23 protein-coding genes, 1 pseudogene and 1 riboswitch are annotated in these 25,439 nt (G+C 45.3%); of the genes and pseudogenes, 19 read left to right on the forward strand and 5 right to left on the reverse strand.

The features are described 5' to 3' along the window. Window positions 1-10 precede the first annotated feature (10 nt). The gene (locus QMA13_RS08165; RefSeq protein ID WP_282940783.1) at window positions 11-1,651 is read right to left on the reverse strand and encodes a CPBP family intramembrane glutamic endopeptidase; all 1,641 of its coding nucleotides are present in this window, start codon (window positions 1,649-1,651) and stop codon (window positions 11-13) included. Between the two features lie 259 nt (window positions 1,652-1,910). Beyond that, a riboswitch (cyclic di-AMP (ydaO/yuaA leader) is annotated at window positions 1,911-2,060 on the forward strand. 62 nt (window positions 2,061-2,122) lie between these two features. Between QMA13_RS08165 and QMA13_RS08170 the strand changes: the two are divergent. The 3 genes and pseudogenes from QMA13_RS08170 (at window position 2,123) to QMA13_RS08180 (ending at window position 5,490) form a co-directional block, all read left to right on the forward strand. Beyond that, window positions 2,123-3,474 (forward strand): annotated as a pseudogene (locus QMA13_RS08170) (TrkH family potassium uptake protein). Between the two features lie 16 nt (window positions 3,475-3,490). Further along, window positions 3,491-4,153, forward strand: coding sequence for a potassium channel family protein (locus tag QMA13_RS08175; RefSeq protein WP_282940784.1), 663 nt, complete (start codon window positions 3,491-3,493; stop codon window positions 4,151-4,153). Window positions 4,154-4,215: 62 nt separating this feature from the next. Beyond that, complete coding sequence (locus QMA13_RS08180) at window positions 4,216-5,490, forward strand: cation:proton antiporter (RefSeq protein ID WP_282940786.1); 1,275 nt, start codon at window positions 4,216-4,218, stop codon at window positions 5,488-5,490. Here QMA13_RS08180 and QMA13_RS08185 read toward each other — a convergent pair. Then, window positions 5,474-6,370 carry a LysR family transcriptional regulator gene (locus QMA13_RS08185; RefSeq protein WP_282943330.1) on the reverse strand — a complete coding sequence of 299 codons (897 nt, stop codon included), beginning with the start codon at window positions 6,368-6,370 and terminating at the stop codon, window positions 5,474-5,476. The two genes, QMA13_RS08180 and QMA13_RS08185, sit on opposite strands and share 17 nt — an antisense overlap. A 305-nt stretch (window positions 6,371-6,675) precedes the next feature. Here QMA13_RS08185 and QMA13_RS08190 point away from each other — a divergent pair, with 305 nt between their 5' ends. From QMA13_RS08190 to QMA13_RS08210, 5 genes are all read left to right on the forward strand, one after another. Then, window positions 6,676-7,326 (forward strand): succinate dehydrogenase cytochrome b558 subunit, encoded by a 651-nt coding sequence (locus QMA13_RS08190; RefSeq protein ID WP_282940788.1) that lies wholly within the window; start codon window positions 6,676-6,678, stop codon window positions 7,324-7,326. Window positions 7,327-7,342: 16 nt separating this feature from the next. After that, window positions 7,343-9,100: a succinate dehydrogenase flavoprotein subunit gene (gene sdhA, locus QMA13_RS08195; RefSeq protein ID WP_282940790.1), complete on the forward strand. Its 1,758-nt coding sequence runs from the start codon at window positions 7,343-7,345 to the stop codon at window positions 9,098-9,100. Window positions 9,101-9,102: 2 nt separating this feature from the next. Further along, window positions 9,103-9,867 carry a succinate dehydrogenase iron-sulfur subunit gene (gene sdhB, locus QMA13_RS08200; RefSeq protein ID WP_282940792.1) on the forward strand — a complete coding sequence of 255 codons (765 nt, stop codon included), beginning with the start codon at window positions 9,103-9,105 and terminating at the stop codon, window positions 9,865-9,867. A 174-nt stretch (window positions 9,868-10,041) separates the two neighbouring features. Next, complete coding sequence (locus QMA13_RS08205) at window positions 10,042-11,103, forward strand: LacI family DNA-binding transcriptional regulator (protein WP_282940793.1); 1,062 nt, start codon at window positions 10,042-10,044, stop codon at window positions 11,101-11,103. Window positions 11,104-11,160: 57 nt separating this feature from the next. Further along, the gene (locus QMA13_RS08210) at window positions 11,161-12,291 is read left to right on the forward strand and encodes a glycoside hydrolase family 88 protein (RefSeq protein WP_282940794.1); all 1,131 of its coding nucleotides are present in this window, start codon (window positions 11,161-11,163) and stop codon (window positions 12,289-12,291) included. A gap of 125 nt (window positions 12,292-12,416) precedes the next feature. Here the strand turns inward: QMA13_RS08210 and QMA13_RS08215 are convergent, their stop codons facing one another. Beyond that, on the reverse strand, window positions 12,417-13,379 hold the full coding sequence (locus QMA13_RS08215) for a cation diffusion facilitator family transporter (protein ID WP_282940795.1): 963 nt from the start codon (window positions 13,377-13,379) through the stop codon (window positions 12,417-12,419). 455 nt (window positions 13,380-13,834) lie between these two features. On the opposite strand from QMA13_RS08215, the gene QMA13_RS08220 reads away from it, so the two are divergent. The 4 genes from QMA13_RS08220 to QMA13_RS08235 all read left to right on the forward strand — a co-directional run bounded on the left by QMA13_RS08220 (window position 13,835) and on the right by QMA13_RS08235 (window position 15,461). Beyond that, window positions 13,835-14,320, forward strand: a complete 486-nt coding sequence (locus QMA13_RS08220; RefSeq protein ID WP_282940796.1) for a GNAT family N-acetyltransferase — start codon at window positions 13,835-13,837, stop codon at window positions 14,318-14,320. Window positions 14,321-14,325: 5 nt separating this feature from the next. Beyond that, a complete protein-coding gene (locus QMA13_RS08225; RefSeq protein ID WP_282943332.1) occupies window positions 14,326-14,652 on the forward strand; it encodes a low molecular weight protein tyrosine phosphatase family protein in 327 nt (108 codons plus the stop codon). A 23-nt stretch (window positions 14,653-14,675) separates the two neighbouring features. After that, complete coding sequence (locus QMA13_RS08230) at window positions 14,676-14,777, forward strand: Mpo1-like protein (protein ID WP_282940797.1); 102 nt, start codon at window positions 14,676-14,678, stop codon at window positions 14,775-14,777. Between the two features lie 237 nt (window positions 14,778-15,014). Then, window positions 15,015-15,461 carry a FixH family protein gene (locus tag QMA13_RS08235; RefSeq protein WP_282940798.1) on the forward strand — a complete coding sequence of 149 codons (447 nt, stop codon included), beginning with the start codon at window positions 15,015-15,017 and terminating at the stop codon, window positions 15,459-15,461. A gap of 91 nt (window positions 15,462-15,552) precedes the next feature. Here the strand turns inward: QMA13_RS08235 and QMA13_RS08240 are convergent, their stop codons facing one another. Continuing rightward, entirely contained in the window at window positions 15,553-16,455 is a 903-nt protein-coding gene (locus tag QMA13_RS08240) for a LysR family transcriptional regulator (protein WP_282940799.1), read from the reverse strand. A 169-nt stretch (window positions 16,456-16,624) separates the two neighbouring features. Here QMA13_RS08240 and QMA13_RS08245 point away from each other — a divergent pair, with 169 nt between their 5' ends. From QMA13_RS08245 to cyoE, 6 genes are all read left to right on the forward strand, one after another. Further along, a complete protein-coding gene (locus QMA13_RS08245; protein WP_282940800.1) occupies window positions 16,625-17,545 on the forward strand; it encodes a hypothetical protein in 921 nt (306 codons plus the stop codon). A gap of 203 nt (window positions 17,546-17,748) precedes the next feature. Further along, window positions 17,749-18,657, forward strand: coding sequence for a ubiquinol oxidase subunit II (gene cyoA, locus QMA13_RS08250; protein WP_282940801.1), 909 nt, complete (start codon window positions 17,749-17,751; stop codon window positions 18,655-18,657). 25 nt (window positions 18,658-18,682) lie between these two features. Continuing rightward, entirely contained in the window at window positions 18,683-20,668 is a 1,986-nt protein-coding gene (locus tag QMA13_RS08255) for a cbb3-type cytochrome c oxidase subunit I (RefSeq protein ID WP_282940802.1), read from the forward strand. Then, complete coding sequence (gene cyoC, locus QMA13_RS08260) at window positions 20,665-21,276, forward strand: cytochrome o ubiquinol oxidase subunit III (protein WP_282940803.1); 612 nt, start codon at window positions 20,665-20,667, stop codon at window positions 21,274-21,276. The genes QMA13_RS08255 and cyoC overlap by 4 nt, the downstream gene beginning before the upstream one ends. Window position 21,277: 1 nt before the next feature. After that, the gene (gene cyoD, locus QMA13_RS08265; RefSeq protein ID WP_282940804.1) at window positions 21,278-21,604 is read left to right on the forward strand and encodes a cytochrome o ubiquinol oxidase subunit IV; all 327 of its coding nucleotides are present in this window, start codon (window positions 21,278-21,280) and stop codon (window positions 21,602-21,604) included. Continuing rightward, entirely contained in the window at window positions 21,601-22,479 is an 879-nt protein-coding gene (gene cyoE, locus QMA13_RS08270; protein WP_282940805.1) for a heme o synthase, read from the forward strand. Before cyoD ends, cyoE begins: the two co-directional genes overlap by 4 nt. A 77-nt stretch (window positions 22,480-22,556) precedes the next feature. Here the strand turns inward: cyoE and pdxR are convergent, their stop codons facing one another. Continuing rightward, window positions 22,557-23,993 carry a MocR-like pyridoxine biosynthesis transcription factor PdxR gene (pdxR, locus tag QMA13_RS08275; protein WP_282943334.1) on the reverse strand — a complete coding sequence of 479 codons (1,437 nt, stop codon included), beginning with the start codon at window positions 23,991-23,993 and terminating at the stop codon, window positions 22,557-22,559. Window positions 23,994-24,290: 297 nt separating this feature from the next. Between pdxR and QMA13_RS08280 the strand changes: the two genes are divergently transcribed. Beyond that, a complete protein-coding gene (locus tag QMA13_RS08280) occupies window positions 24,291-25,259 on the forward strand; it encodes a carbon-nitrogen hydrolase family protein (protein ID WP_282940807.1) in 969 nt (322 codons plus the stop codon). Window positions 25,260-25,439: the final 180 nt, after the last annotated feature.

The raw sequence follows: 25,439 nt of genomic DNA on the forward strand, positions 1-25,439 counted from the left end.
GAGGAGGAGTCTAATGATCCAGATTCAGGGTCGGCGGATTCCTCCTAAATTTCGTGTGCAGCCAAGCTACAGCTAAGCCTACAAGACCAGGGAAAACGATATAGAATATGCCTACTGCAATAAGCGGTGTGCTTTTCATATCAAACAGAGATAGCCCCATTAGAATGCTGTCCATCGTTGCGTGGGCAAAGAGAACTGTCATCAAGCCGTACTTCAAAAAGGCGTAGCCGAAAATAATCCCGATAATCGTTACCTCTACAAAACGTGTGTAAACAGGATAAATAGGGTATTGAGTATGGCTAAGTGCCCAAATCATGCTTGGCAGTAATATAGCAAGGAACCGATTGCGCACAAGCTTCAGGAAGAAGGCAATCCCGAAAAGCCGGTAGATCGCTTCTTCGGAAATGGCCGCAGCCCATGCCATCAAAGGAAATGCAGCCGGCCAAGTCATATTCAGCACCGAATCTGCCGGATCGTTGACAGCCCACACGTCAAAGTATTCTCCTGCGATAAAGAACAAAGTCTGCTGAACGGCCAATATAAAAATACAGAGCAGATAGCCCCGAATCATCGATGTTCGCACATGAGCAGCAAAGGTGGAATCCTTCCACACAGGCCATGTAACTAAGCCCTGGCGCTGCCACATATGGCGGCCTGCTTGGAATGAGAAGTAAACGCTGATCGCCATAATCGTAATGACGATATTAAGAAACCAAACGTTAAACATGGCCTCCCATTGAGAGGGTCCATTGGAGTGCATTGTCCGTAAAGCTGGAATCATATTGCTGATGTAAATACCGAGAAAAAGAACGGTCAAAAAGAGTCCACGACGAAAGGTTAGTTCTTTACGATAACGGATGACGATGAATAAAGCGGCAGCAGCCATAATGACAGACGCTCCAAGGCTAATCCGGGTCATTTGAGAGGCGTTGTTGTTTTGCTGCTCCTTCCAATCGGTGAACGAAGTAGGAATCGAAAAAAAGGAATGGAACGATACGGCCTTGCCGTTGTCTATGGATATGCTAAGGCGCAGCTTGGCGTCCCCGATCTTTTTGTCGTTGCTCTCATAGATGAAGCCGGTGCCACGCGCATCGGATTTTTGCTGTTCCGATGATGGAACTGGATTTATCATTGTGAAATCGGTTAGGACAAAGCCTTGGTCCTTCAACGTTTTTTCTGCAATTGCCTGAGAATCCATGGCACCTGTTGGGATAGTCTGCTTCTTGGCAGAAGGGGCCGTGTATGCATTCCAGCCCATAATATTCAGATTAGTAAAATTAACATCCACATAGTAGGTTGTTTGTGAGGCATTATCGTTAATCTCTACTTCGAAATAATCAATCGGGTAGGCTGCAAACCGCTTGACGTAATCATCCAGAAGCTCTTCCTTTTGTAAATAGCCGCTTCTATCGGAATGGGACTGAAACAGCGTTCCGCTTCGGTAATCGGTGGATAGCCCGAATCGCTCCTTAACAAAGTGGATGGCTGCCTCCGAGGCCTGCTGTTTGGTAACGGCAGGAAGTGATGCATCCTTCTCCTGTCCCGTCGGCTCGTCCTGCAGCCAGGAAGAGGCAATAGCTATGGATACATACAGGATAATTCCGATTACTGCTAACATCACTAGAGAAAAATCCGCTTGACGTTTTGCCATGAAAGGTCTCCTTACTTTGGATTAGAAGCTTACACAAAAAATATAAATTTGTGAGGATATGTCATTGTATTCATTAAACTTAGCATACATGCCCAGCCAAAATCCAATGAAATTAAGAGCAAGGAAGGGAAAATCGTAGAAAAGCAGAGCGACACCTCTATCTGTTTCATGCCAAGTATTCTAATAATCTGTTTATTACTTGTTTTCGAGCAAAAGCGACTTTGTGAATAGTTGAAAAGAACATTATAATTCATATCAATTGAATAAAAAGCCGAATTTCTTTTTGAAAACGGGGGAACCATTTGTAGTAAGGGGTGAATTCGATTCCATTGATCGCGAGATGGAATTGATAGGGTACCTGTGCATCCGAATCCGTCAGCTAACCTCGTAGGCTTTGTTACAGGAACCTATACACGGCATTGGGTTTCCAGTGTCTTTTTTTGTTGTCTGAAAACGAAATTGAGGTGAACAATGAAGCCCGTAACGAAGAAATTTCAACTAACGCCGCCACAAATTTTAGTTATCGGCTTTGCAGCCATTATTCTGGTTGGAGCAACGCTGCTGTCTCTGCCCATGGCTTCGGCGTCAGGAAAACCCTTGCGATTTCTCGATGCGTTGTTTACAGCGACTTCCGCAACCTGTGTAACGGGGCTAGTTGTTGTTGATACGGGAACCTTTTTCACCAAATTTGGACAAATCGTTATCATCCTGCTGATTCAAATCGGCGGTCTGGGCTTTATGACGATGGCGACCTTGTTTGCTTTTGCGTTGAAGAAGCGAATTTCATTAAAAGAACGGCTGATTTTGCAGGAAGCAATGAATCAAGGGAGCATGGAAGGGATCGTCCGTCTGATTCGTAAGGTCATTCGCTACTCGTTAACGATTGAATTGGTTGCAGCCATTATATTCTCCATTCGATGGTCGTTTGATTTGGGCCCCGCGAAAGGTATTTATTTTGGCTTCTGGCATGCCATATCGTTCTTCAATAACGCAGGCTTTGATTTGTTCGGATCCATCAATGGACCGTTCACCAGTCTTACCTCTTATGTGAATGATCCTGTTGTCAACATCGTCACGATGGGGTTAATTATATTAGGTGGTCTAGGCTTTATCGTCATGGCTGATGTTATGGATTACAAAAAGAGCAAGCGGCTCTCTCTGCATTCCAAAGTGGTGCTTAGCGCGACTGGATTGCTCGTATTGGTCGGGGCACTGGTCATCTTCATTTTTGAATTTACGAATGCCAAAACATTAGGGTCCTTGACCTGGGGGGGAAAATTTGGGGAGCCTTCTTCCAGTCTGTTACCCCAAGAACAGCAGGAGCCAACACAGTGGATTTAGGAAGCTTGCGGCAGGCGACACAGTTCTTCATGATCATTCTCATGTTCATCGGTGCATCGCCGGGCTCGACGGGGGGCGGTATCAAGACGACCACCTTCACAACACTTATTGGTGCAATGATAGCTATGGTACGGGGAAAAGAAGATATTGTTCTGTTCCATTACCGCTTAGGTAAGGACCGTATTTTGAAAGCTATTACGCTTACGATGATCGCTTTATTTATGGTTATTTTCGTAGCGATGATTTTATCCACGACTGAAAATCATCCATTCCTAATGATTTTGTTTGAGGTCACTTCCGCCTTTGGCACGGTGGGCTTAACGATGGGAATGACGACGGATTTAAGCGATATCGGGAAAATATTGATTTCCTTAATGATGTTTGCTGGCCGTCTAGGTCCACTTACGCTGGCATATGCCCTCGGACCCAAAACGGAAAAAGAATTGTATAGATACCCAGAAGGGAAAATTACCATTGGATAGGGGAAAAATTAAGACAATGAAACGTAGTCAGTATGCAGTGATTGGATTGGGGAGATTTGGATCGAGTTTGGCCAGAGAGCTGGTGGATCTCGGTTACGAGGTATTAGGGATCGATAAGGATGAGGAAGCCGTGGAGGAGATGAGCGACGTGCTGACGCATGTAGTCGTCGCGGATTCTACGGATGAAGATGTGCTGAAGTCGCTTGGTATGCGTAATTTTGATTGTGCGGTTGTCTCGATCGGCGATGATATTCAGGCAAGTATCATGACAGCGATCCTGCTCAAGGACCTAGGTGTTAAAATGGTGGTCACGAAGGCACTCACGGAGCTCCACGGGAAGGTGCTGAATAAAATCGGCGTCGACCGCGTCATTTTTCCAGAGAGGGACATGGGAATTCGCGTAGCGCATCAGTTGGTTTCCCCGAACTTGCTCGACTATATCGAGCTGTCCAATGACTACACGATCGCGGAGCTTTCAGTGCCTAAACGGTTGTCTGGGCGCACGCTTAAGGAGCTGGACCCAAGGGCAAAATACGGATGCAGCGTTGTTGCTATTAATAAAAAGCATGGTGTCATTATCGCTCCAACAGCTGTGGATACATTGGATGAACAGGATATTATGGTCATCATTGGAACGAACGAGCAGATTGATTTGTTCGAGAGTGAAGTGATCCGATAACAATACTATGGCCGGCATAGCGGGAACGCTGCACACCTGGGACAAATGGAGTGAAAGGTAGTATGGCAAACGACGTTTCGGAAATAGTCCACCATATATTGCTATTGTTAATATTAATTCTTACATTAGGGATGATTTTTGGAAGAGTCGCCGGTAAATTGAAGCTGCCCGATGTCGCTTTGTTTCTTATTGCAGGCATCATTGTAGGCCAAGGGCTGCATTGGGTATCTGAGACAAGCAGCTCATTGACGAATCAATTTATTTTGACGATAGGCTCTGTACTGATTTTGTTTGATGGGGGACGCAACATCCGGCTGTCCGGACTGAAAAAGGTATGGATAACCGTCACGTTATTGAGCGTGCCAGGAGTATTAATTACTTGCGGAGTGGTCGCAATTGCAGCCCATTGGCTGCTAGGCATTCCGTTATTATATGCTGTGCTGCTTGGGGCTATTATTTCCTCCACAGATCCTGCGACTTTAATCCCTGTGTTCAAGCAGGTGACGATCCGAACGAAAGTGAGAGAGACTGTAGAAAGTGAATCCGCATTTAATGATGCGACAGGCTCGATTCTAACCTTTACTGTGTTGGCTATTGTTACGGGGAGCCAAGCATTCTCCATTGTTGGGAGTGTGAAGGAGTTTCTAGTTACGGCTGTCGGCGGTATAGTGGTCGGTGCCGTGATTGGAATGGTGTTGGCCTTTGTAACCGCCCATTTGAAGCTTGGCTGGTTCCGTGATTATGCCACCATTGCGCTCGTCGTAACAGCTCTGGGCTCCTACTGGGTAGGAGATACACTGCATGTCAGCGGATTTATGGCGACCTTTACGGCTGGCCTTGTCTGGGGCAACTCGGATGTGTTCAGGCTGGATATGAACGACAAGCTGCATGAGATGGGCCATTTTAGCGAAAATATGACCGTAATCATGCGTATGCTAATCTTTATTCTGCTCGGTAGCCAGGTTAACTTTCAAGTGATTTGGGCGCATTTGTGGCCAAGCTTAGCTGTCATCGCTGTATTTATGCTAATTGCTAGACCGTTGGCTGTGCTAGCCTGTACACTTCCTGACCGCAGAGCCAAGTGGAGCTGGAGAGAGATCGTGTTCATGTTCTGGGTCCGTGAGACTGGGGTTATTCCGGCCGCATTATCAGGCATGGTGGCGGGGCTAGGAGTTCAGCACGCTGATGTGATCTCTTCCGTTACATTCTTGGCTGTCCTCTTAACCATTTTGCTGCAGGCAGGAACAACCGCGTTTGTCGCCAAAAAGCTCGGTATAGAGGAAACAAAGGGATCGACCGATGACCGATTGAATTCCGAGCCTAAACCGGCTGTCTGAAAAATTCCTTGGCTTTCTCTATGAAACGTTCCGCTGATGGATGATGGACTACCTCTTCTGTGAATAGCAGGGAGGTCGTTCTTGTCATTTGCTCTAATGAAGGAATAAAACGAACGACCAGCTCGTTATCTTTGACTAGGTTGCTTCGCAAGTACGATTCCGGCAGCAGCGTCGCTGTCTTGCAGGTAGATACAAGACGGATGATCGCCTCGAACGAGTCAATCTCCATTTTAACGTCGGGTTGGACCGCATAACGGTGAAACATTTCATCCATTAAAATGCGATACCAGGTTCCGCGAGAAAATAGGATCATGGGCAGCTCATGCAGGTCGCTGATTTCAATAGAAGCTTTATCTACAAAAGGATGCCCAAGCGGCAGGACAAGGCATAAATGATCGTCAAACAAAGGTACGCATTTAAGTCCCGGATGCTCGATTTTGGAAGCGACAAGACCAATATCCACTTTCCGTTCTTTTACCATGGGAACAATTTCGTGAGTCTTGCCTGTTACGGCTTTAATATCGGTATTGGGGTAATTCTTAGTATAGATCGTAATGAGATCCGGAAGTGTCGATTGGAGCGTTGTCAGGCTGGCGCCGATAATAATGCTTGCGGGCTTAATAGTTGTTTTGAATTCCTCGATGGAGCGCATCAGCTTTCTTTCCAGATGCCGCTGCTCGATAGCGTGTTCGTAAACGATTTGGCCTGCCTTGGTAATTTCCAGCCGTTTCCCTTTGCGGATGAAAAGATCTACCTCGAGCTCTTCTTCCAGCCTCATGATTTTACGCGAAAGGGCAGGCTGGGATATATTGAGCACTTGAGACGCTTTGTTCAAGCTTTCCAGCTCGACAACCTTGGCGAAAATATCGATATTTTCCAGCAAAAAAATCCCTTCTTTCATAAAAATGGTTTCTTATTGTGATTAAGTTTATAGCATATGTCAAAACTGAATAAGAGTATATAAATAATCGGCACTTCCATTATAAGCGATAATGGAGTACTATGGTGTATGTCACTTATCGTTCACATTTTTTCAACAGGACTGCATAAAAATTTGTCGATTCATGGAAAATAGGCGTAGCGAATCATGTTGACGCTTGTTTCTTGCGGGAGTACAATGAAAAATGGTTTGTCAATGATGTGAACTGAAAAATCTACATACTTTTGAGGGGGGAAAGGATTTCAATGTTTCGTAATTCGTATTTTTCACGCAAGCTGCATTCATTGCTTGGTGTAATCCCGGTCGGCTTCTTCCTGATCGAGCACCTGCTAACGAACTACTCGGCAACTAAAGGCCCTGAGAAGTTCATGGAACATGTGAATTGGCTTCATGATTTGCCTTTAATGCTGCTTTTGGAAATTGTAGGGATATGGCTTCCTTTGTTGTATCACGCAGTATATGGTTTGTATGTTGCTTATACAGCGAGAAATAACGTATCCAACTACGGTTATTTCCGTAACCAAATGTTTTTCTTGCAACGCGTAACTGGAGTCATTACGTTCTTGTTCGTGGCGTTTCACTTTTTCCAAACACGCCTGCAAATCACTTTGGGCTTGCCGCAGGATGAAATCGGGATTCAAATGCATAACATTGCTTCGAACTCGTTATTCTTCGTGCTTTACTGTATTGGGATTGTGTCCGCGGTATTCCATTTCAGCAACGGAATGTGGTCATTCTTAGTTAGCTGGGGGATAACTATTGGTCCACGGGCGCAACGGGTATCCACCGTTATCTGGATGGTTGTTTTCGTTGTTATGTCAATCATGTTTATCATGTCTCTGAGCGCGTTTGTTAATCCGGAATTCCAAAGCGTGCCGCAGATGACTAAAGGTTAAGGAGGAGTGAACAACAATGGCTAATCAAAAAGTTATCGTAGTCGGTGGAGGTTTGGCCGGGTTAATGGCTACCATTAAAGCCGCAGAAGCCGGGGTTCACGTAAGCCTGTTCTCTTTGGTTCCTGTGAAACGTTCCCACTCTGTTTGCGCACAAGGCGGTATTAATGGAGCGGTGAATACGAAAGGTGAAGGCGACTCCACTTGGGAGCACTTTGACGATACAGTATATGGTGGAGACTTTCTTGCCAACCAGCCTCCTGTAAAAGCAATGTGTGATGCTGCACCTGGTATTATCCACTTGATGGACCGTATGGGGGTTATGTTTAACCGTACGCCGGAGGGCTTGCTTGATTTCCGCCGTTTCGGGGGAACACAATATCACCGTACCGCATTTGCCGGCGCTACAACAGGCCAACAATTGCTATATGCATTGGATGAGCAAGTACGTCGTTGGGAAACTGCTGGTCTTGTTACGAAATATGAGCACTATGAGTTCCTTGGAGCCGTAGTTGATGACGATGGCGTCTGCCGAGGCGTGTCTGCTCAAGATCTTCGCAGCATGGAAATTTTGACGTTCGGTGCCGATGCCGTTATTCTTGCATCCGGTGGTCCAGGCATTATCTTTGGTAAAACGACGAACTCCGTTATTAATACTGGAACGGCTGCGAGTGCGGTTTACCAGCAAGGCGTTAACTATGCAAATGGTGAGTTCATTCAAATCCACCCTACAGCGATTCCAGGCGATGACAAGCTGCGCTTGATGTCTGAATCTGCACGTGGTGAAGGCGGTCGTATTTGGACTTATAAAGACGGTAAGCCTTGGTACTTCCTTGAGGAAAAATATCCTGCATACGGAAACCTAGTGCCTCGGGATATCGCGACTCGTGAAATTTTCGCAGTCTGCGTTGACCAGAAGCTTGGTATTAATGGCGAAAACATGGTTTACCTTGACCTTTCCCATAAAGATCCGCATGAATTGGATGTTAAACTAGGCGGTATTATCGAAATCTATGAGAAATTCATGGGCGACGATCCGCGTAAAATTCCAATGAAAATTTTCCCTGCCGTTCACTATTCGATGGGCGGAATGTGGGTTGACTTTAACCAAATGACTAACATCCCGGGCTTGTTCGCCTGTGGTGAGTGCGAGTATCAATACCACGGTGCTAACCGTTTGGGAGCGAACTCGCTGTTGTCTGCTATTTATGGCGGTATGATTACGGGTCCTAAAGCGATTGAATACATTAAAGGTTTGAACAAGCATGTAGATGACATCTCCTCCTCCATCTTCGACCGTGAGAAGAAGAAGCAAACCGACAAATACGAAGGCTTGCTGAAAATGGAAGGTAAGGAAAATGCGTACGTGATTCACAAAGAGCTTGGTGAGTGGATGACTAACAACATGACCGTTGTTCGTTACAACAAGAAGCTGGAAGAAACCATTGCCAAAATCAATGAATTGAAGCAGCGCTACCGCAACATCAGCATGACGGATACAGCTCGTTGGAACAACCAAGGCGTAGCGTTCACACGTCAGCTGTGGAACATGCTGGAGCTGTCCCATGCGATGACTTTGGGTGCTTTGCTGCGTAACGAGAGCCGCGGCGCTCACTACAAACCAGATTTCCCTGAGCGTAACGATGAAGACTTCTTGAAAACGACGAAAGCCAAATGGACACCAGATGGCCCGACTATCGAATGGGAAGATGTAGACACATCGTTGATCAAGCCGCGTAAACGCGACTACTCGACAGACAAGAAGGGAGGACATTAATCATGGCAGAAACGAATACGACCAACAAAAAGGTTAAATTCATTGTTACCCGTCAAGATTCACCTGAGAGCAAGCCTTATACCGAGGAGTTCGAAGTCCCGTATCGCCCTAACATGAACGTCATCAGTGCATTGATGGAAGTGCAGCGGAATCCGGTAAATGCTAGCGGCGGCAAAACGACGCCGGTATGTTGGGAATCGAACTGCTTGGAGGAAGTATGCGGCGCATGTTCGATGGTCATTAACGGCAAGCCGCGCCAAGCTTGTTCTGCGCTTGTAGACAAGCTGGAGCAGCCGGTTCGTATCGCGCCAATGAGTACTTTCCCTGTCGTTCGTGACTTGGTTATTAATCGTGAGCGTATGTTCTCCGCTTTGAAGCGTGTTAAAGCTTGGATTCCTATCGATGGTACGTACGATTTGGGTCCTGGACCACGTATGGCGGAATCCAAACGTCAATGGGCTTACGAGCTGTCCAAATGTATGACCTGTGGTGTTTGTCTTGAATCTTGTCCGAACGTAAACGATAAAACGACGTTTATCGGACCTGCAGCCGTGTCTCAAGTGCGTCTGTTCAATGCTCATCCAACAGGTGAGATGAACGCAGCTGAGCGTCTGCAAACCCTGATGGAAGATGGCGGTATCGAGGGCTGCGGTAACTCGCAGAACTGTGTGCGCTCATGTCCTAAAGGCATTCCATTGACAACTTCGATTGCTGCAATGAACTTGGATACAACAAAGCAATTGTTCAAAAACTGGCTTGGTATGTAGTCTTATCTATTCATTCAATCAAAAGCCCTTTTGTGAGCTTAATACTCATAGAAGGGCTTTTCTGCATAGAAAGACGGCGTTAGAAAAAAAGGATTGACTGGATGCTGTTTATTGAATACAATTTATTTAAACGTTTTAATTGAAACGTTTAAATAACAATTAAAGGAAATGGCTATGAGCAAACACCGTTCCGTTACAATTGTAGACATAGCAGAAGCCGTCGGAGTCTCCATTGCTACCGTATCCAATGTATTGAACCGCCGTAAGGTTCCTATGTCGGAGGAAACAATTCGCAAAGTTGAGAAAGCCGCTGAGGAGCTAGGATACCGTCGTAATGTAATGGCGGCCAGCTTAAGCCGTAAGAAGTCCAATGAGTTAGGCTTAATCGTTCCTGGCTATATCGGTTATTACGGTCTTTTTGCTGAAGAGATGGAGCGTACAGCGCATAGGTTCGGCTACCATATGTCTGTCTTTTCCGCCGGAGGCTATGATCCTGATATGGAGAAAAGGCATCTGGAGGTGCTACTGCAGCGCAGGGTAGACGGACTCTTCTGTCATGGTCTTGCCATGTCTACAGAAACGACCAGACAGATTGTCAGCGATGGAACGCCTCTTGTCTTATTCAATGGTTGGAATTGGCCCGAGGATATCGCTATTGGCGCTGTCAATCTTGATTTTGCCGAAGGCTGTGTCATGGCGGTCAAGCATTTAGTGGAACAGGGCTGCCGAACGCTGTTTTATTTGGAAAGGACAAGAGCTCACGAGACGAATAAGCAGCGGTTGCTTGGTTTTCAAACTGGGATTGCTCAAGCAGGCGATAACATTTCTGCTTATGTCATTGATGGAGACAAGCAGCCGATTCAGGAGCTCGTTCGGAAGACGAAGGAAATGAGCGGAGGCAAGGGTCCGGTTGGAATTCTCGCTTTTGACGATTTGGTAGCGCTTCGATTCATGTCGGCAGCTATTGAGCAAGGAATTCGGGTACCGGAGGATTATAAGATTCACGGAATCAATAACGACATCATCTCCTCCTCCTGTTACCCTCAGCTGACGACCTTGGACATCCCGTACAGTCAGCAGGCACAATTAGCGATTCGTCTCATGCTTCGAGAGCTGGGAGAAGAGGAGAAGCTGGATAGGGCACCGCAGCTTGCGCAGCTGCCAGAACATGAAGAGCACGAAATCAAAATTCCATTGATACCTACGTTTCGAAAGTCTACCGCAGCAAAGCTTTAATGTGTTCATCGCAAAAACGGTGTATAGCAAAATGAAATGATTAGAGGAGAGATCAGGATGAGTATGTGGCAGCAAGCAATTGAAGATGCAGTACAAAAGACGAGAGCGAATATTGAAAAATATAACGGTCAGTTCCCTCATGTAAGCAACGACGGGCGTTACTTGCTCAACGATAATACCGATTGGACGGACGGCTTCTGGTCGGGGATTTTGTGGCTGTGCTATGAATATTCCGGTGATCCTGTATTTAAAGAAGCAGCTGAGCAAACGGTAGCGAGCTTCCGCAAACGGATGGACGCCAAAAGTCAAATCGATCATCACGATATCGGTTTCCTATACTCCCTGTCCTCCAAAGCACAATGGATCATTGAGCGTGATGAAGCGGCCAAACAGCTTACTATCGAAGCTGCAGATTGGTTGATGACTCGCTGGAGAGAAGAAGGTCAGTTCATTCAAGCATGGGGCCCTAAAGACGATCCTCAAAACGGCGGAAGAATCATTATCGACTGCATGATGAATTTGCCACTCCTGTACTGGGCTTATGAGCAAACAGGCGATGAGAAATATAGAGACGTTGCGATTAAGCACGCCGATAAATCCCGCAGATTTTTGGTTCGCGGAGATGATTCTTCTTATCATACATTTTATTTCAATCCGGAAAATGGCGAGGCGATTCGCGGCGGCACGCATCAAGGCTATCAGGACGGCTCCACTTGGACTCGCGGACAAGCTTGGGGTGTGTACGGATTTGCGCTTTCCTACCACTATACGAAAAATCCGTTGTACCTCGAAACGTCGAAAAGAATGGCGCGCTTTTTCTTGGAAAGACTTCCTGAAGATGATGTTGTGTACTGGGACTTCAACGTTCCGATTCACGAAGGAACCGAACGGGACAGCTCTGCTTCAGCCATTACGGCTGCCGGCTTGATTGAACTGCTATCCCATCTGGATGCGGATGATGCAGACCGCAAGTTCCTGGAAGAAGGACTGGAGCGTTCTTTGAAAGGACTAATCAAAGGCTACGCTACTATCGGACAGCCTGATGCTGAAGGCTTCCTGGAGCACGGCTCCTACCATGTCCGCGGCAACAATGCGCCGGATGATTATATGATCTGGGGCGACTATTACTATCTGGAAGCTTTGGTACGTATGGAAAAAGGAATCAAGGGATATTGGTACGAAAGATAATCCTGCAATGACGATAATATAACAACATAAGCTATAAAAAACAGGCACCCTCGCTCTGAGAGTGAAGCGTAAGCTTCATGCAAAGACTGAGGGGGCTGCTGCTTTAAAGTAAGAGATACAAGGTATTAAACGGGTTTGAACTTGGTTTTTTCTTCCTCTTGATGGCGTAAAAACTCTTTGCCGTATTCGCCATGCGGGTGAATATTAGCATTTTCCATCTGGATTGTAGAGTGTTCGATGCCGTATTTTTCTTTCAACGTTTCGTTTATGGCCAAAATAATGCAAAACGGTTGTATTTTATTATCGATGAATACGTGAGCGGTCAAGGAATAGTGATCGGAGGAAATGGCCCAGAAGTGCATTTCATGCACATCTTCAACGCCCTCTACCTGTGCGATTGCACTGCGGATTTCATCCAAGTTGAATCGATCCGGTACGGATTCCATCAGAATCATATAGGACTCTTTGATGATTTTCCAGCCGCCGATAAAGATGATGCCGCCAATGACAACGCTGATTAACGGGTCGAACCACTGCAAGCCCGTAAAATAAATAAGCGTAGCTGAGATGATAACACCGACAGAGCTGAGCAAATCCCCGATAAAGTGCCACAGCGCGCTCTGGACGTTCAAATTCTCTTCTTCCTTCATACTGCGGCTTAATACGACGGTCAGTACTACGTTGACCACAAGACCTATGGAAGAGATAATGAGCATAAGCTTGAAATCAATCTCTTCGGGATGTAAGAATCGGCGAACCCCTTCGACAAAAATGCCGATGGCAATAATAGCGAGAGCTAGTCCATTCAAGAAGGAAGCGATGATTTCAAAACGTAAGTAGCCGAAGGTAAACCGGGCATTAGGTGGACGAGTAGCCAAATAAATGGCTACCATGCTGAGTCCCAGCGCTAGCACGTCGGATATCATATGGGCTGAATCGGATAATAGAGCGAGCGAGTTGGAGAGAATCCCTCCAATAATTTCCACGATCGTAAAAAACAAAGTTAGGATTAGGGTAACCCATAATGTTTTCTTGGATTTGGATTGTTCTTTTACATGATGTAGATGATGGTAATCGTACTCTTTCATCTATGTTCACCTGCCTTAGTTGATAATTTTCTATGTTCGGATTATACGTCAAGTCCGGAATTTTGGCAAATACTTTAATTGAGAGCGTTTATCGCTGATTTGAGAGGTATTATCACCGTTTTGAGAAGTTTTATCATTGTTTTGATAGCTTTTCTCAATTGATTGATAACCTTTATAAGTAAGCGTTTTCTTAATTGTTACATAACTGAAATAATTCTGTTATCGTTTTAACATGTTTCTTGTGTATTATAATAACCAAGACCCCCTTTTTAATATAAACACTTCAAGACCTGGCCCCGTTGGCCGGGTCTCTTTTTTTGCCCATATTTGAATTTGGAGTTGCTTCCTAGGGGTTCTTTGGCTTATAGGGTTGGGAATAGGACACTCAAGGGTGAGAATGCTGAACCAAGTAATCCCCAAAAAGATAGTTGCTCATATAAAGGAGTGATCTAGCCATGAATTACGACAACCGTCCAGTCGCAAAGGAAGATTTTCAAATCATTGCAACTTTTCCTCAGAATGAGTCGGAGTTATTTTTTATATATCCGAAGTGGAACTATCCCGTTCAGCCAGAACAAATGGAGGAAGTGGCTAGTCAACGGTACAATGCAACCGTCATCACTCATAATCAGGAAGTCGTTGGATACTGCAACCTATATAATGTAACGGAGCGGGAACATGGTTATCTCGGTAATGTCATTATTGCACCGGACTATAGGGGGCAAGGGGCTGCAGCCTACTTGATTAACGTAATGAAGCAAAAAGCCAAGCAGGATCGAGGAGTCAGACAGTTACGACTCATGTGTCATAATATCAACACAAGAGCACTGCTTTTTTATAATAAAATGGGCTTCAAGCCATTCGATTTTAAGGAGCTTTTGGATAAGCAGGGCAATAAATTAGTCTTATTAGAGCTGGCAATCGATGTTGAAGGGATGTGAAACGTATTTTTCAATTGTTATTTGTGTGCAGCAGAAATAAGTGGAGAAGCTTAACGGCAGAAACCATTTTTAAGGGACGATGCGGGGTGGAGGTTAAATCGGCGGGCACAGAGGAAGGCGCAAGAATTAAAGTAACTGAAGGCCATGTCGGTTGGGCGGATATTATTTTTGCGATGGAAAAGAAGCATGTAAGAAGACTGAAGGAACGATTTCCGGCTCAAATGATGAATAAACAGCTGATCTGTCTGGATATTCCTGATGATTACCGATATATGGATGAAGAATTGATTGAAATTCTGGAATCAAGAGTCGCTGATTATATCGAAATTTAAAATTTATACGATTGGAGGGGACCGTGCTACTTGCTTTCCTCCATTACTTGCTATCCTGGATCGGGCATTTCTATTTCGAGGGCAATAAGCCGGCTTCCTTTCGTTATCCGCATATCGGTTTCTAAATCGGGTTTGCTTGGTTTTTCATACGCACTTTGGAAGGGATAACGCGGCAAGAGGTGTTAAAGCGTTGGATGGAATAACGTTTGGAGTCTAAGTCTAACCAAAAGGGTCCGTTAGGGTAAGCTGCTCTGACGGACTTTCTTGTGTATTCATTACTTTTATTTATACATCGTACAAATAATATATTATTAATGGAAGAATGGTCTGTGTATACTTGAGCTACCAAAGGAGGTTGACACATGATCAAGACGACGAAGTATATGAGAAAAAGCGTATTATCGCTCATCGGTCTAGCTTGTTTGCTTATGTCTTCTGCTTGTTCCGGAGCCATTGATACAAAAAGCAGCTCAGCACAAGCGGTTAATGTTGATGTTAAAACGGTTCAGAAGGCGCTTTTGCCCGGACGAGCTATTCTTATCGATACCCATGTAACCCAAGGGAATAATAATGTAAAAGATGCGAAGGATGTCAAGGTAGAGCTTTGGAAAAAAGATAGCGAGAACCATCAAATGATTACTGCGACTCATTGGCTTGACGGCACTTATCGTATTAAGACGATGTTTCCAGAGAGCGGAACCTATTATGTGCGAGCTCATGTCAAGGATCAAGCAGGTGATGTTACAACAACTGAACAAGAATTGATCGTTAAAGATGTACTTCCTTCCAGTAGCCTAGCACAGTCCTAATGTCGTCATTAATTCATATTTTAGATAGCTCAGGAGAACTCCGCGGAAATGACTGTTTCCAAGGGGTTCTTTTGCTTGTGTACTCTTCCTGCTAAGCTTTATTTTTAAGAACGATTGAAATAAAATCGCGAATATAGCCTTCCAGATAAGCCGGTGGGTGGGAACATAGCACGATTTTATTAGTAAGCCGAATCCCTTCAACCTCTACCATAGCCAGCTCACCGCGACGGATGAATTGGCTTGCTACGAGAAGAGAAACATAACTAGCCCCATATCCCGCTACAACCGCCTGAATCGTTTCATTTAGTCCGTTAAATTGCAGTTCGATACTTGGCGGACTTACGTTGTGAGCTGCACATACTTCATTTAACCTCTTTCTAGTCGTGCTTCCTTCTTCTCTCATGATAAACGGTTCCATGATCATTTCTTCCATGGTAATATGCTGATTTGCATATTTATGGTTAGGCGCCACTACGAATACAAATTCGTCGCTGTATAATTCCAAGCACTGCAAGGAGTGGCTAGTTTGAGTTGTTATATTACTATTCCCGAATATAGCAATATCTACTTCGTAATTATTCAAGCTCTCAAATGCATTTTGTGAATTGACTGTCGAGATTTCGACTTCTACCTGAGGGTATTTTTGTTTAAATAGAGAAGCCCACTTCGGTAGGAGGACACTCGTCGCAAGATAATTGCCGGATATCCGCAATTTCCCCTTAGGATGACTTTGGTAATCTTCTATCATTCCTTGGATCTGTTCTTCCAAAATAAACAGTTTCTCTGTTGGTTTGAAAAGCTTTTGTCCGAAAGGGGTTAGCACCAAGTTTCTACCCTTCTTCTCGAATAAAATAACGCTATACTGCTTTTCGAAATTTCGGATTTGTGCTGAAATGGCGGGTTGGCTGATGTTAAGTCTTTTGGATGCCTCTGTAACACTCCCAGCCATAGCGACATGATAAAACAACATCAAGGCATGCAGATTAATGGACATTCCAGCACCTTCTATACATTTTGTTAATGCATAATATAAAACCTATATTATTATTTTATGCATTGCGAAGGTATACTTCAAATAATTGAGAAAGGGGATGGGATTATGGACAAGAGAGACTTACATCGAGTTATAGGTACGGGCGGTCTTTGCCAAGGAAGGAAAGTAAATGAACAGAGATAGAAAAATTCATCTTTATTCATACACGGCTGCCTTTGCTCTAATCATCAGTATGGTTAGCTGCTCCGTTATATTTCATAATCATGAGTTTATTCTCCCCGAAATAGCGGCTATGGCTATTGCTATGTGGGCCTATCGGGATCCCAATTGGTTAAGAGATCCTCTCAAGATATGTCTGGCACCATCTATGACTTCGGTCATTGGCTTCACTATCAATCAATTAAACTTAGCTCATCTGGAGAAAGTAGGCATTACATTAGTACTTATCATGCTCTGTTTACGTCTTATTCAATCGAACTTTGCTCCATCGCTTGCCACGGGTCTGCTTCCTCTAATCACGGATTCACATGATGGGTCGTTGATCTTGCTGATTTTTGCAGCAACCTTTGTATTAATGCTTGTAGTCATCCTATTTGGAATGCATAGCTCGCTAAATAAGAAAGTGAACATGTCTTATAAGAACACAATCTTTTTCTTAGGCTTAACATTTCTCTGGTTCGGTATTTGCTGGATCACTGGATTTGAAAAGTTGGCCGTCATTCCCCCGATCCTTGTTGTTGTCTATGAATCGCTTCAGAAAGCGGACTATAGTGGAACGATAGCGCTTAAGCAGGGATTAGCGTTAACGATATCTTCAACGATCGGTACTTTATTGTTTTTATCTATAGAGTCTTTGATCGTTATTACATTACTCGATATGTCCCTAATGCTTATTTTGCAAAAGATGATGAAGATTCGTATGCCTGCCATCTATGCCTTTCCACTGTTCCCCTTTATTCTTCCCAAAGAAATGGTTTTGAATTTGCCGCTCGGAACGTTCGTTACATGTATATTCATGTTTGCTATAGTAACGGTTTATAAACAATATAATGCACTAGCCAAATCTAAAAGTACGGACGTTTCTATGTAAGTAAATAAAGATTCCAATCCAGGATGGATCGGAGTCGGCGGGTCATCAACCATTCTTAAAATAGGTCCAAATTATGACCAATTCATATCAAAACGTTGAACTTGGAGGGTGGGACTATGTCCTCAAGCGGTTGGTGACACTTCTGCTGCTCTCTTTTAGAGTGATACGTAATGCAAGCAAGCTGATACAAGGAGTTGAGAAATATGAAATTACCCCAAACGCTGCGATGGTTCGCAGCACTATCTATGCTAATGGTTGTGCTGTTCGTTTTCACCGGATGTTCCGATGTCAGCGTACTTAATCCGAAGGGGCCGATTGCAGAGCAGCAGAGGGATTTGATGTTCCTGACCACCGCTCTATGCTCCATCGTCATTGTTCCTGTTCTCATTCTTACGGCTATCATCATTTGGCGTTATCGAGACAGAAAAGGCAGAAAGGCGGCCTATTCGCCGAATTGGGAACACAGCACCAAGCTGGAGGTTATCTGGTGGGGGATTCCGATTATCGTCATCTTGGCGATCGCGGTTATTACCGTCCAATCCACGTATGCTTTAGAACCTTCTAAACCGATAAAGTCAGACGTTAAGCCGATAACGGTCCAGGTGACTTCGCTGAATTGGAAGTGGCTGTTTCAGTATCCTGAACAAGGAATCGCTACCGTGAATGAACTGAAAATCCCTAAGGGCGTGCCTATCCGCTTCCAGATAACGGCTGATTCTCCGATGAATTCTTTTTGGATTCCTCAGCTTGGCGGTCAAATCTACGCCATGTCCGGGATGGCTATGACGCTTTATTTGCAAGCAGATGAACTAGGGAAATTTTGGGGCTCAGGCGCTAATTTTACCGGTAAGGACTTTGCGAAAATGTATTTTGACGTCGATTCCATAACACAGGACCAATTTGATCAATGGGTAAAAGGGGTCAAAGCGGACTCGCCGGTACTTACACTGGATGGCTACAATCAGTTAGCTGAGCCGTCTTCTTCGAAAGTATTAACTTACTCATCATTCCCCGAGGGTCTGTTTGAAAAGATCGTAACCAAATATGCGGCATCTCATCATCATGATATGTCAGTACAGGAAATGAATACTATTATGCACGAGCATAAGTGAACTGTAGGAAAGGAGAATTAACTTCATGCTGGATCATGCCAAAAGCTTCGCTTCCGAATTTTTCGTAACCGGTGATCCGTTGATCTATGGGGCGGATGTAAGTATCGTACTGACGCTGTTGGCCATTTTATTTGCACTGACTTATTTCAAGAGATGGGGGTGGCTGTGGCGGGAATGGCTGACGACGGTCGATCATAAGAAAATTGGCATTTTGTATATTCTTTCCGCTTTTCTAATGTTGTTTCGCGGTGGGGTGGATGCCCTGCTGATGAGAGCACAGCTCGCTGTGCCAGAGCTGGATTTTCTGCAGCCTGAGCATTACAACTCGATATTTACAACGCATGGCGTCATTATGATCTTATTTATGGCTATGCCCTTCATGTTCGGTCTGTTCAATGTGGTTGTGCCGCTACAGATCGGGGCGCGGGACGTAGCGTATCCGTTCTTGAATGCACTCAGCTTCTGGCTGTTCTTCGCTGGAGCCATGCTGTTCAATCTTAGCTTTGTTATCGGTGGTTCGCCTGACGCAGGCTGGCTCGCTTATCCGCCTTATTCGGAACTGATGTACAATCCTGGTGTCGGACAAGACTTCTATATATGGGGTATCCAGATTTCCGGGATCGGCAGCTTGATGACCGGTATCAACTTTATCGTCACCATAATCAAGATGCGCGCGCCGGGAATGAAGCTGATGAAAATGCCGATGTTTGTTTGGTCGGTGCTTTCGAGCTGTATTGCTATTATTTTCTCATTCCCTATCCTTACAGCGACACTGGCGCTATTGTTCCTGGACCGCTATGCCGGAGCTCACTTTTTTACGCTGGATGGCGGTGGAAATCCTATGATGTACATTAACCTGATATGGATGTGGGGACATCCCGAGGTTTATATTATTGTACTGCCGGCTTTCGGTATTTTTTCCGAAGTGGTGGCGACGTTCTCCAAGAAAAAGCTGTTCGGCTATAAATCGATGGTGTATGCCATGATGATTATCAGCGTTTTATCGTTTCTTGTGTGGGCGCATCATTTCTTTACGATGGGCTCGGGAGCGGACGTCAATGCGTTCTTCGCTTTATCGACTATGCTGATTGCCATTCCCACCGGGGTTAAAGTGTTCAACTGGCTGTTTACGATGTTTCGAGGCAAAATTACTTTCGAATCGCCGATGCTGTGGACGGTCGGGTTTATTCCGTGTTTTGTAATAGGCGGTATGACGGGAGTGCTGTTGTCGGTTGCGCCGGCAGATTTTCAATACCATAACAGCTACTTTCTGATCGCCCATTTTCATCAAGTGATCATCGGCGGTGTCGTGTTCGGCTACTTTGCCGGTTTGTATTACTGGTGGCCCAAGTTGTTTGGTTTCAAGCTGAACGAGCGGATCGGCAAGTGGGCATTCTGGTTCTGGAATATCGGATTTTATGTATGCTTTATGCCTCAATATGTACTAGGTTTAATGGGAATGACTCGACGTGTCGTCACCTATAGCTGGGATAAAGGCTGGTGGGAACTCAATCTAGTATCTACCATAGGTGCTGGATTGATGGGGATTGCGTTTCTGTTCCAAGTATGGCAAATTGCCCATGGTGTCAAGCATTTCCGGAAAAATCTCGATACGACGGGAGATCCATGGAACGGACGTACATTGGAGTGGTCCATTCCTTCACCGGCGCCGCTTTATAACTTCGCTGTGATACCACATGTATCGGAGCAGGATGAATGGTGGGAGAAGAAGCAGCGCAGGGAACAAGCTGTACGTGTTCCTATTTCTGCACAAACATTGGAGCCGATCCATATGCCTCGAAACTCGGGCATTCCAATCGTGATGGCAGGTTTCTGGTTTGTGGCCGGATTTGGCTTCGTGTTCCATTGGCTGTGGCTAATTATACCTGGATTAGCGGGCGTAGCAGCCTGCATGCTTGTCCATTCTTTCAACTATGATACCGACTATTATATTCCGGTCAAAGAAATACAGCGCACGGAGGCGGCAATAAGGAAGGTGAATAAACCGTGAGTGGAACCCATTTGACCCAATCATCCGCAGCAGGGAATCACGATCACCCCGACTTGGAGGAGATGCGTACATTCGGCTTCTGGATTTACCTTATGACGGATATTATGATTTTCGGCACCTTCTTTGCCGCATATATCGTACTGAAAAACAACACTAATGGAGGACCGGGTCCAGCCGATCTATTCGAATTGAATGGAGTGATCGCCAGCACATTGATTTTGCTTACAAGCAGTTATACCTGCGGCTTGGCCGTGCTTGCGATGCACAAAGGAAAGCAGCGGGCACTGATAGGATGGCTTGGCCTAACCGCAATGCTTGGAGCTTTGTTTATCGGACTGGAGATTAAAGAGTTTGCAGCGTTTGTGAACGAAGGGGCAACAATGAGCACCAGCGCTTTTTTATCCGCGTTTTATACGCTGGTAGGTACCCATGGATTGCATGTGACCATTGGATTGGTATGGATGATCGGATTAATGATACAACTGACCCAAAAAGGAATCACACCCGTAACCAAGCGAAAGGTCCATATCATTAGCCTGTTTTGGCACTTTTTGGACGTGGTTTGGATTTTCGTATTCACCGTTGTTTATTTGATGGGGGTGAACTAAGATGGCACACGTGGATTCGGCTCATTCACAGGAAGAAATGCACGGATCTTTTCGATCGTATACGATAGGATTCTTATTCTCCATTATCCTAACCGCCATTCCGGTGGCCATTGTGTTAGGGGGCTGGCTTGCGGGAAGCACGAAAGCTATAGTATTGATGGCGGCCGGAGTATTGCAATTGGTCGTGCAGCTGTTTTTCTTCATGCATCTGCGGGAAGAGAAGAAGCCGCGCTACAATCTGATTTCCCTCCTTCTCGGGCTCGTGATTCTGATAGTTATCGTTGCAGGGTCGATGTGGATCATGTTATACAACACGGTGGCTGTATGAGCCAGACCTCTTCATTCAAAGATTGGATTGAACTGACCAAACCGCGCATTCTTCAATTAAATCTTATTGCCGCGTTTGGGGGCTACTGGTTAGCCTCCAAATGGACGGTGGATTGGGCACTTTTGCTGTGGGCTTTAATAGGAACCACTCTTACGATGGCTTCCTCTTGTGTCATGAATAATGTATGGGATTATAGGCTGGACCGAAAAATGAACAGAACCAAGGATCGGCCGCTTGCAACGGAAAGGATTAAACGCAGAAGCGCATTGGCATACGGATTGGCGCTTGGGATTGCGGGAGAAGCTATTTTGTTTTGGAAAGTAAACTTACTTTGCGGCTGGCTCGGCCTTATCGGCATGTTCGTCTACGTGGTTGTCTACACCATGTGGTTGAAACGAACCTCTACCTGGAGCACATCGATTGGCGGGATATCCGGAGCGATACCGCCGGTTATCGGTTATTGCGCGTATACCAACGAGATAGATGCGGGAGCGCTGCTTTTATTCGCACTGCTGTTTCTTTGGCAGCCAGCCCACTTCTGGTCTCTCGCTATTCGGCGCGTGGAAGAATATAGAGCCGCAGGTTATCCGCTGCTGCCAGTCCAAAAAGGCATCAAACGAACGAAGCTGCAAATGATTCCTTATGTTTTTTTACTGCTTCCGACGATGCTTTTGATCTATGGATTTGGATATTCCGGGCCTGTCTTCTTGATCGTATCCTTGCTGGCAGGTGCAGCTTGGGGATGGCATACGCTTCGCGGGAGCATGACCGTCAACAACGATGCTTGGGCCAAAACTAATTTTTTGTTTTCGGTCAATTACTTGATGATTGTGTTTGTCATAATGATTCTGGATACGCCAGGGCGCCCTTTTTGAGTTAAACGAAATGGGAGGAATGGAAAAAAGGTTGGCATGGAGAATGCCAACCTTTTTGCTATATGGTTACTAGGAGGCTAGACCATCAATTCCCGTAGCGCTTCGGCGAATTTGGAGATTCCAGCACTTATTTCCTCTGCTTTTGCTCTTGCATACGTGAACCGAACGAAGCCCGAATCCGAGCCATACACGCTGCCGGGAACAAAAACGACTCCTTTTTTAATAGCTTCTTCAAGCAATTTACCGTCTGGCACTTCGTATAGCAGCTTACACCACAAATGAAGCCCGCCTTGAGGTGGTATGAAAGTAACCAAATCCGGTAGTTCCTTCTGTAAGGCTTCGATTAGCAGGTCTCTTTTAAACTGCAATTGGATTTGTAAACGTTCCAGATGAGGCTTAAAGTACGATGACTTGATAAATTGAGCTGCTACCTGTTGAGGAATAACACTTAGCCCAAAATCCATCTGCTGTCTGGCATCCGCCAGCCTTTCCACAATCGAACGCGGGGCAACCATCCAACCGATTCGCAGACCCGAAGCGGCGATTTTGGAAAAAGAGCCTATATACAGAATGGAACCATTCCTATCCATAGACTTGAGCGGCATGGGAAATTCCCCTTCAAACGCCGTCAAACTGAAAGGATCATCCTCTACGACAGGGAGCCCTAATTCACTTGTAACGTCAAACAATTGTTTACGCCGTTCCATGCTGAATACAGTCCCTGTTGGATTTTGAAAATTGGGGTTCATGAAAACCATCTTGATACGATGCTTTTTATATAAGGAACGGATGTCTTCGGGACACACTCCATATGGGTCAACGGGCAGCCGAAACAGGCGGAGGCCAGCGGATTGAAACATCGGCAAGGAGTAGTAATAAGAAGGATCCTCCATCGCGACGGCATCTCCAGGAGACAACAAGCATTGCGTAATTAAATATAACGACTGCTGAGAGCCGGATGTTATCAAAATGGATGATTCGGTTGTCTGGATTCCTCGATACGTATCCAAATACGAAACGAGCGCTTCTCTTAGCGGAACATAGCCTTGTGGATTGTCATAGCCCAAATAAGAGGTGTAACGATGTTCGCTCATTAGAGTCGCAATTTCGTCAACAGGAGCTAAATCCGGAGATAATTCACCACTTGCAAAATCAATCAAGGAGGGCTGCTGAGTCAACGCTTCCCGAATTCTGCGCAAAAAGGGCAGATTGGGTAGAAAGCTCCCGCCCTCGGCGTACCGGCTCCAGTTAGGTGTATGCTTCGGCATGGCTTCCCACTTGGTTCTGCTTACGCGCGTTCCGCTACCTGGCCGACTTTCAATGATACCCATCGATCGAAGCTCGGAAAACGCCAGAATGACGGTGCTTCGATTAACACCCAGTTGTTCAGCTAGTTTTCTTTCGGATGGAAGCAAGCTGCCCGGGGGAAATTCGCCGTAAGAAATTCTTAATTCCAGATGGTCAGCAATTTGTTCATAAATAGGCTTCTTGCTTTGTCGGTCGGGTTTCCACATCATTTCATCACCCTTTGTTCGTAAATAAAACGTCGTTGTGATATTTATCATACCATTCTATTTTAAAAGCAGAGGTACCGGTTTGCATCGTAACGTTGACAATTGTTTATCTATTTATTGAACATGGATGGGTTTAATCTATCCGAAGTGGATGGGTTTATTTTAACTCATTTTGGATGGTTTATTTTGACCTGTTTTCTTTTAACATAGTAATCAAATCGGAATGGGTTGAGGAGTGTGAGTTCTTTAATAGCTCATGACTATCAAAGTGCATCGGCACAGTGAGGGGATGACCGAATGAAGAAACAGACTATGAAAGTGGCAGTCGTCCAAGCCGCACCTATCTTGTTTAATAAACAATCGGCTATGGACAAGATTGCAAGCATGACGAAGGAAGCGGCTAATCAAGGGGCGGATTTGATTGTTTTTCCGGAAGTGTTTTTACCGGGGTACCCACGAGGTCTGAGCTTCGGGACAAGAGTCGGAAGCCGTACGGCTGACGGAAGAAAGGACTGGGCACGCTATTGGGCAAGCGCTATCGATATACCGGGAGTGGAAACCCAGATTCTTGGCGACTTAGCGAAAGAGTTGGGGGTTTATCTGGTCATTGGCGTTGTGGAGCGGGATCAGGAGTTTAGTTCAGGCACGTTATTTAATTCTATGTTGTACATCGGACCGGATGGCGAACTGCTAGGCAAGCATCGAAAGCTTGTTCCAACGGGATCCGAGCGGCTATTATGGGGACAAGGGGACGGGAGTACACTGACTGTTATTGATACCCCCTTCGGCAGAATCGGCGGTTTGATTTGCTGGGAGAATTATATGCCGCTTGCCCGTACCGCGATGTACGCAAAAGGCATTGACATTTATATTGCTCCTACAGCAGATGCGCGCGATACTTGGCAATCTACGATACGGCATATTGCTTGTGAAGGCCGTTGTTATGTTATTTCCTCCAATCAGTTTGCAACCAAGGTGTCTTATCCATCAGATTTGACTTGTTATGAGGACATCAAGGATGATGGAGACATTCTTAGTAGAGGGGGAAGTGCCGTTGTCGGCCCGCTTGGCGAATATATTGTCGAACCGCTCTATAATGAAGAAGGAATTTTAATTGCGAGATTAGATCTTAACGAGATCATCCGAAGCCGGTTCGATTTTGATGTTGTTGGGCATTACAGTCGTCCGGATATTTTTCAATTGGTTGTGAATGAGAAGAAACAAGAGATTGTACAGTTTAATAGGACATTAGAAGGCCAGAACTAATCTTTGAACCGAACAGGCCTTAGGGTTCTTGTCTTATATTTCCACTTCGATTAATCTCATAATAGAGGCTTGGTAGCAGTCCCAATTGGAGACCGTCCAACGTGCGGCTGTAAGCATTAGGGTTAAATTAACTTTGTCGGCATCACTTATCTAGTCAATATAATCCCATATAAGGAATAA

The sequence above is a fragment of the Paenibacillus sp. RC67 genome (genome assembly GCF_030020805.1).
Lineage (GTDB): Bacteria > Bacillota > Bacilli > Paenibacillales > NBRC-103111 > Paenibacillus_S.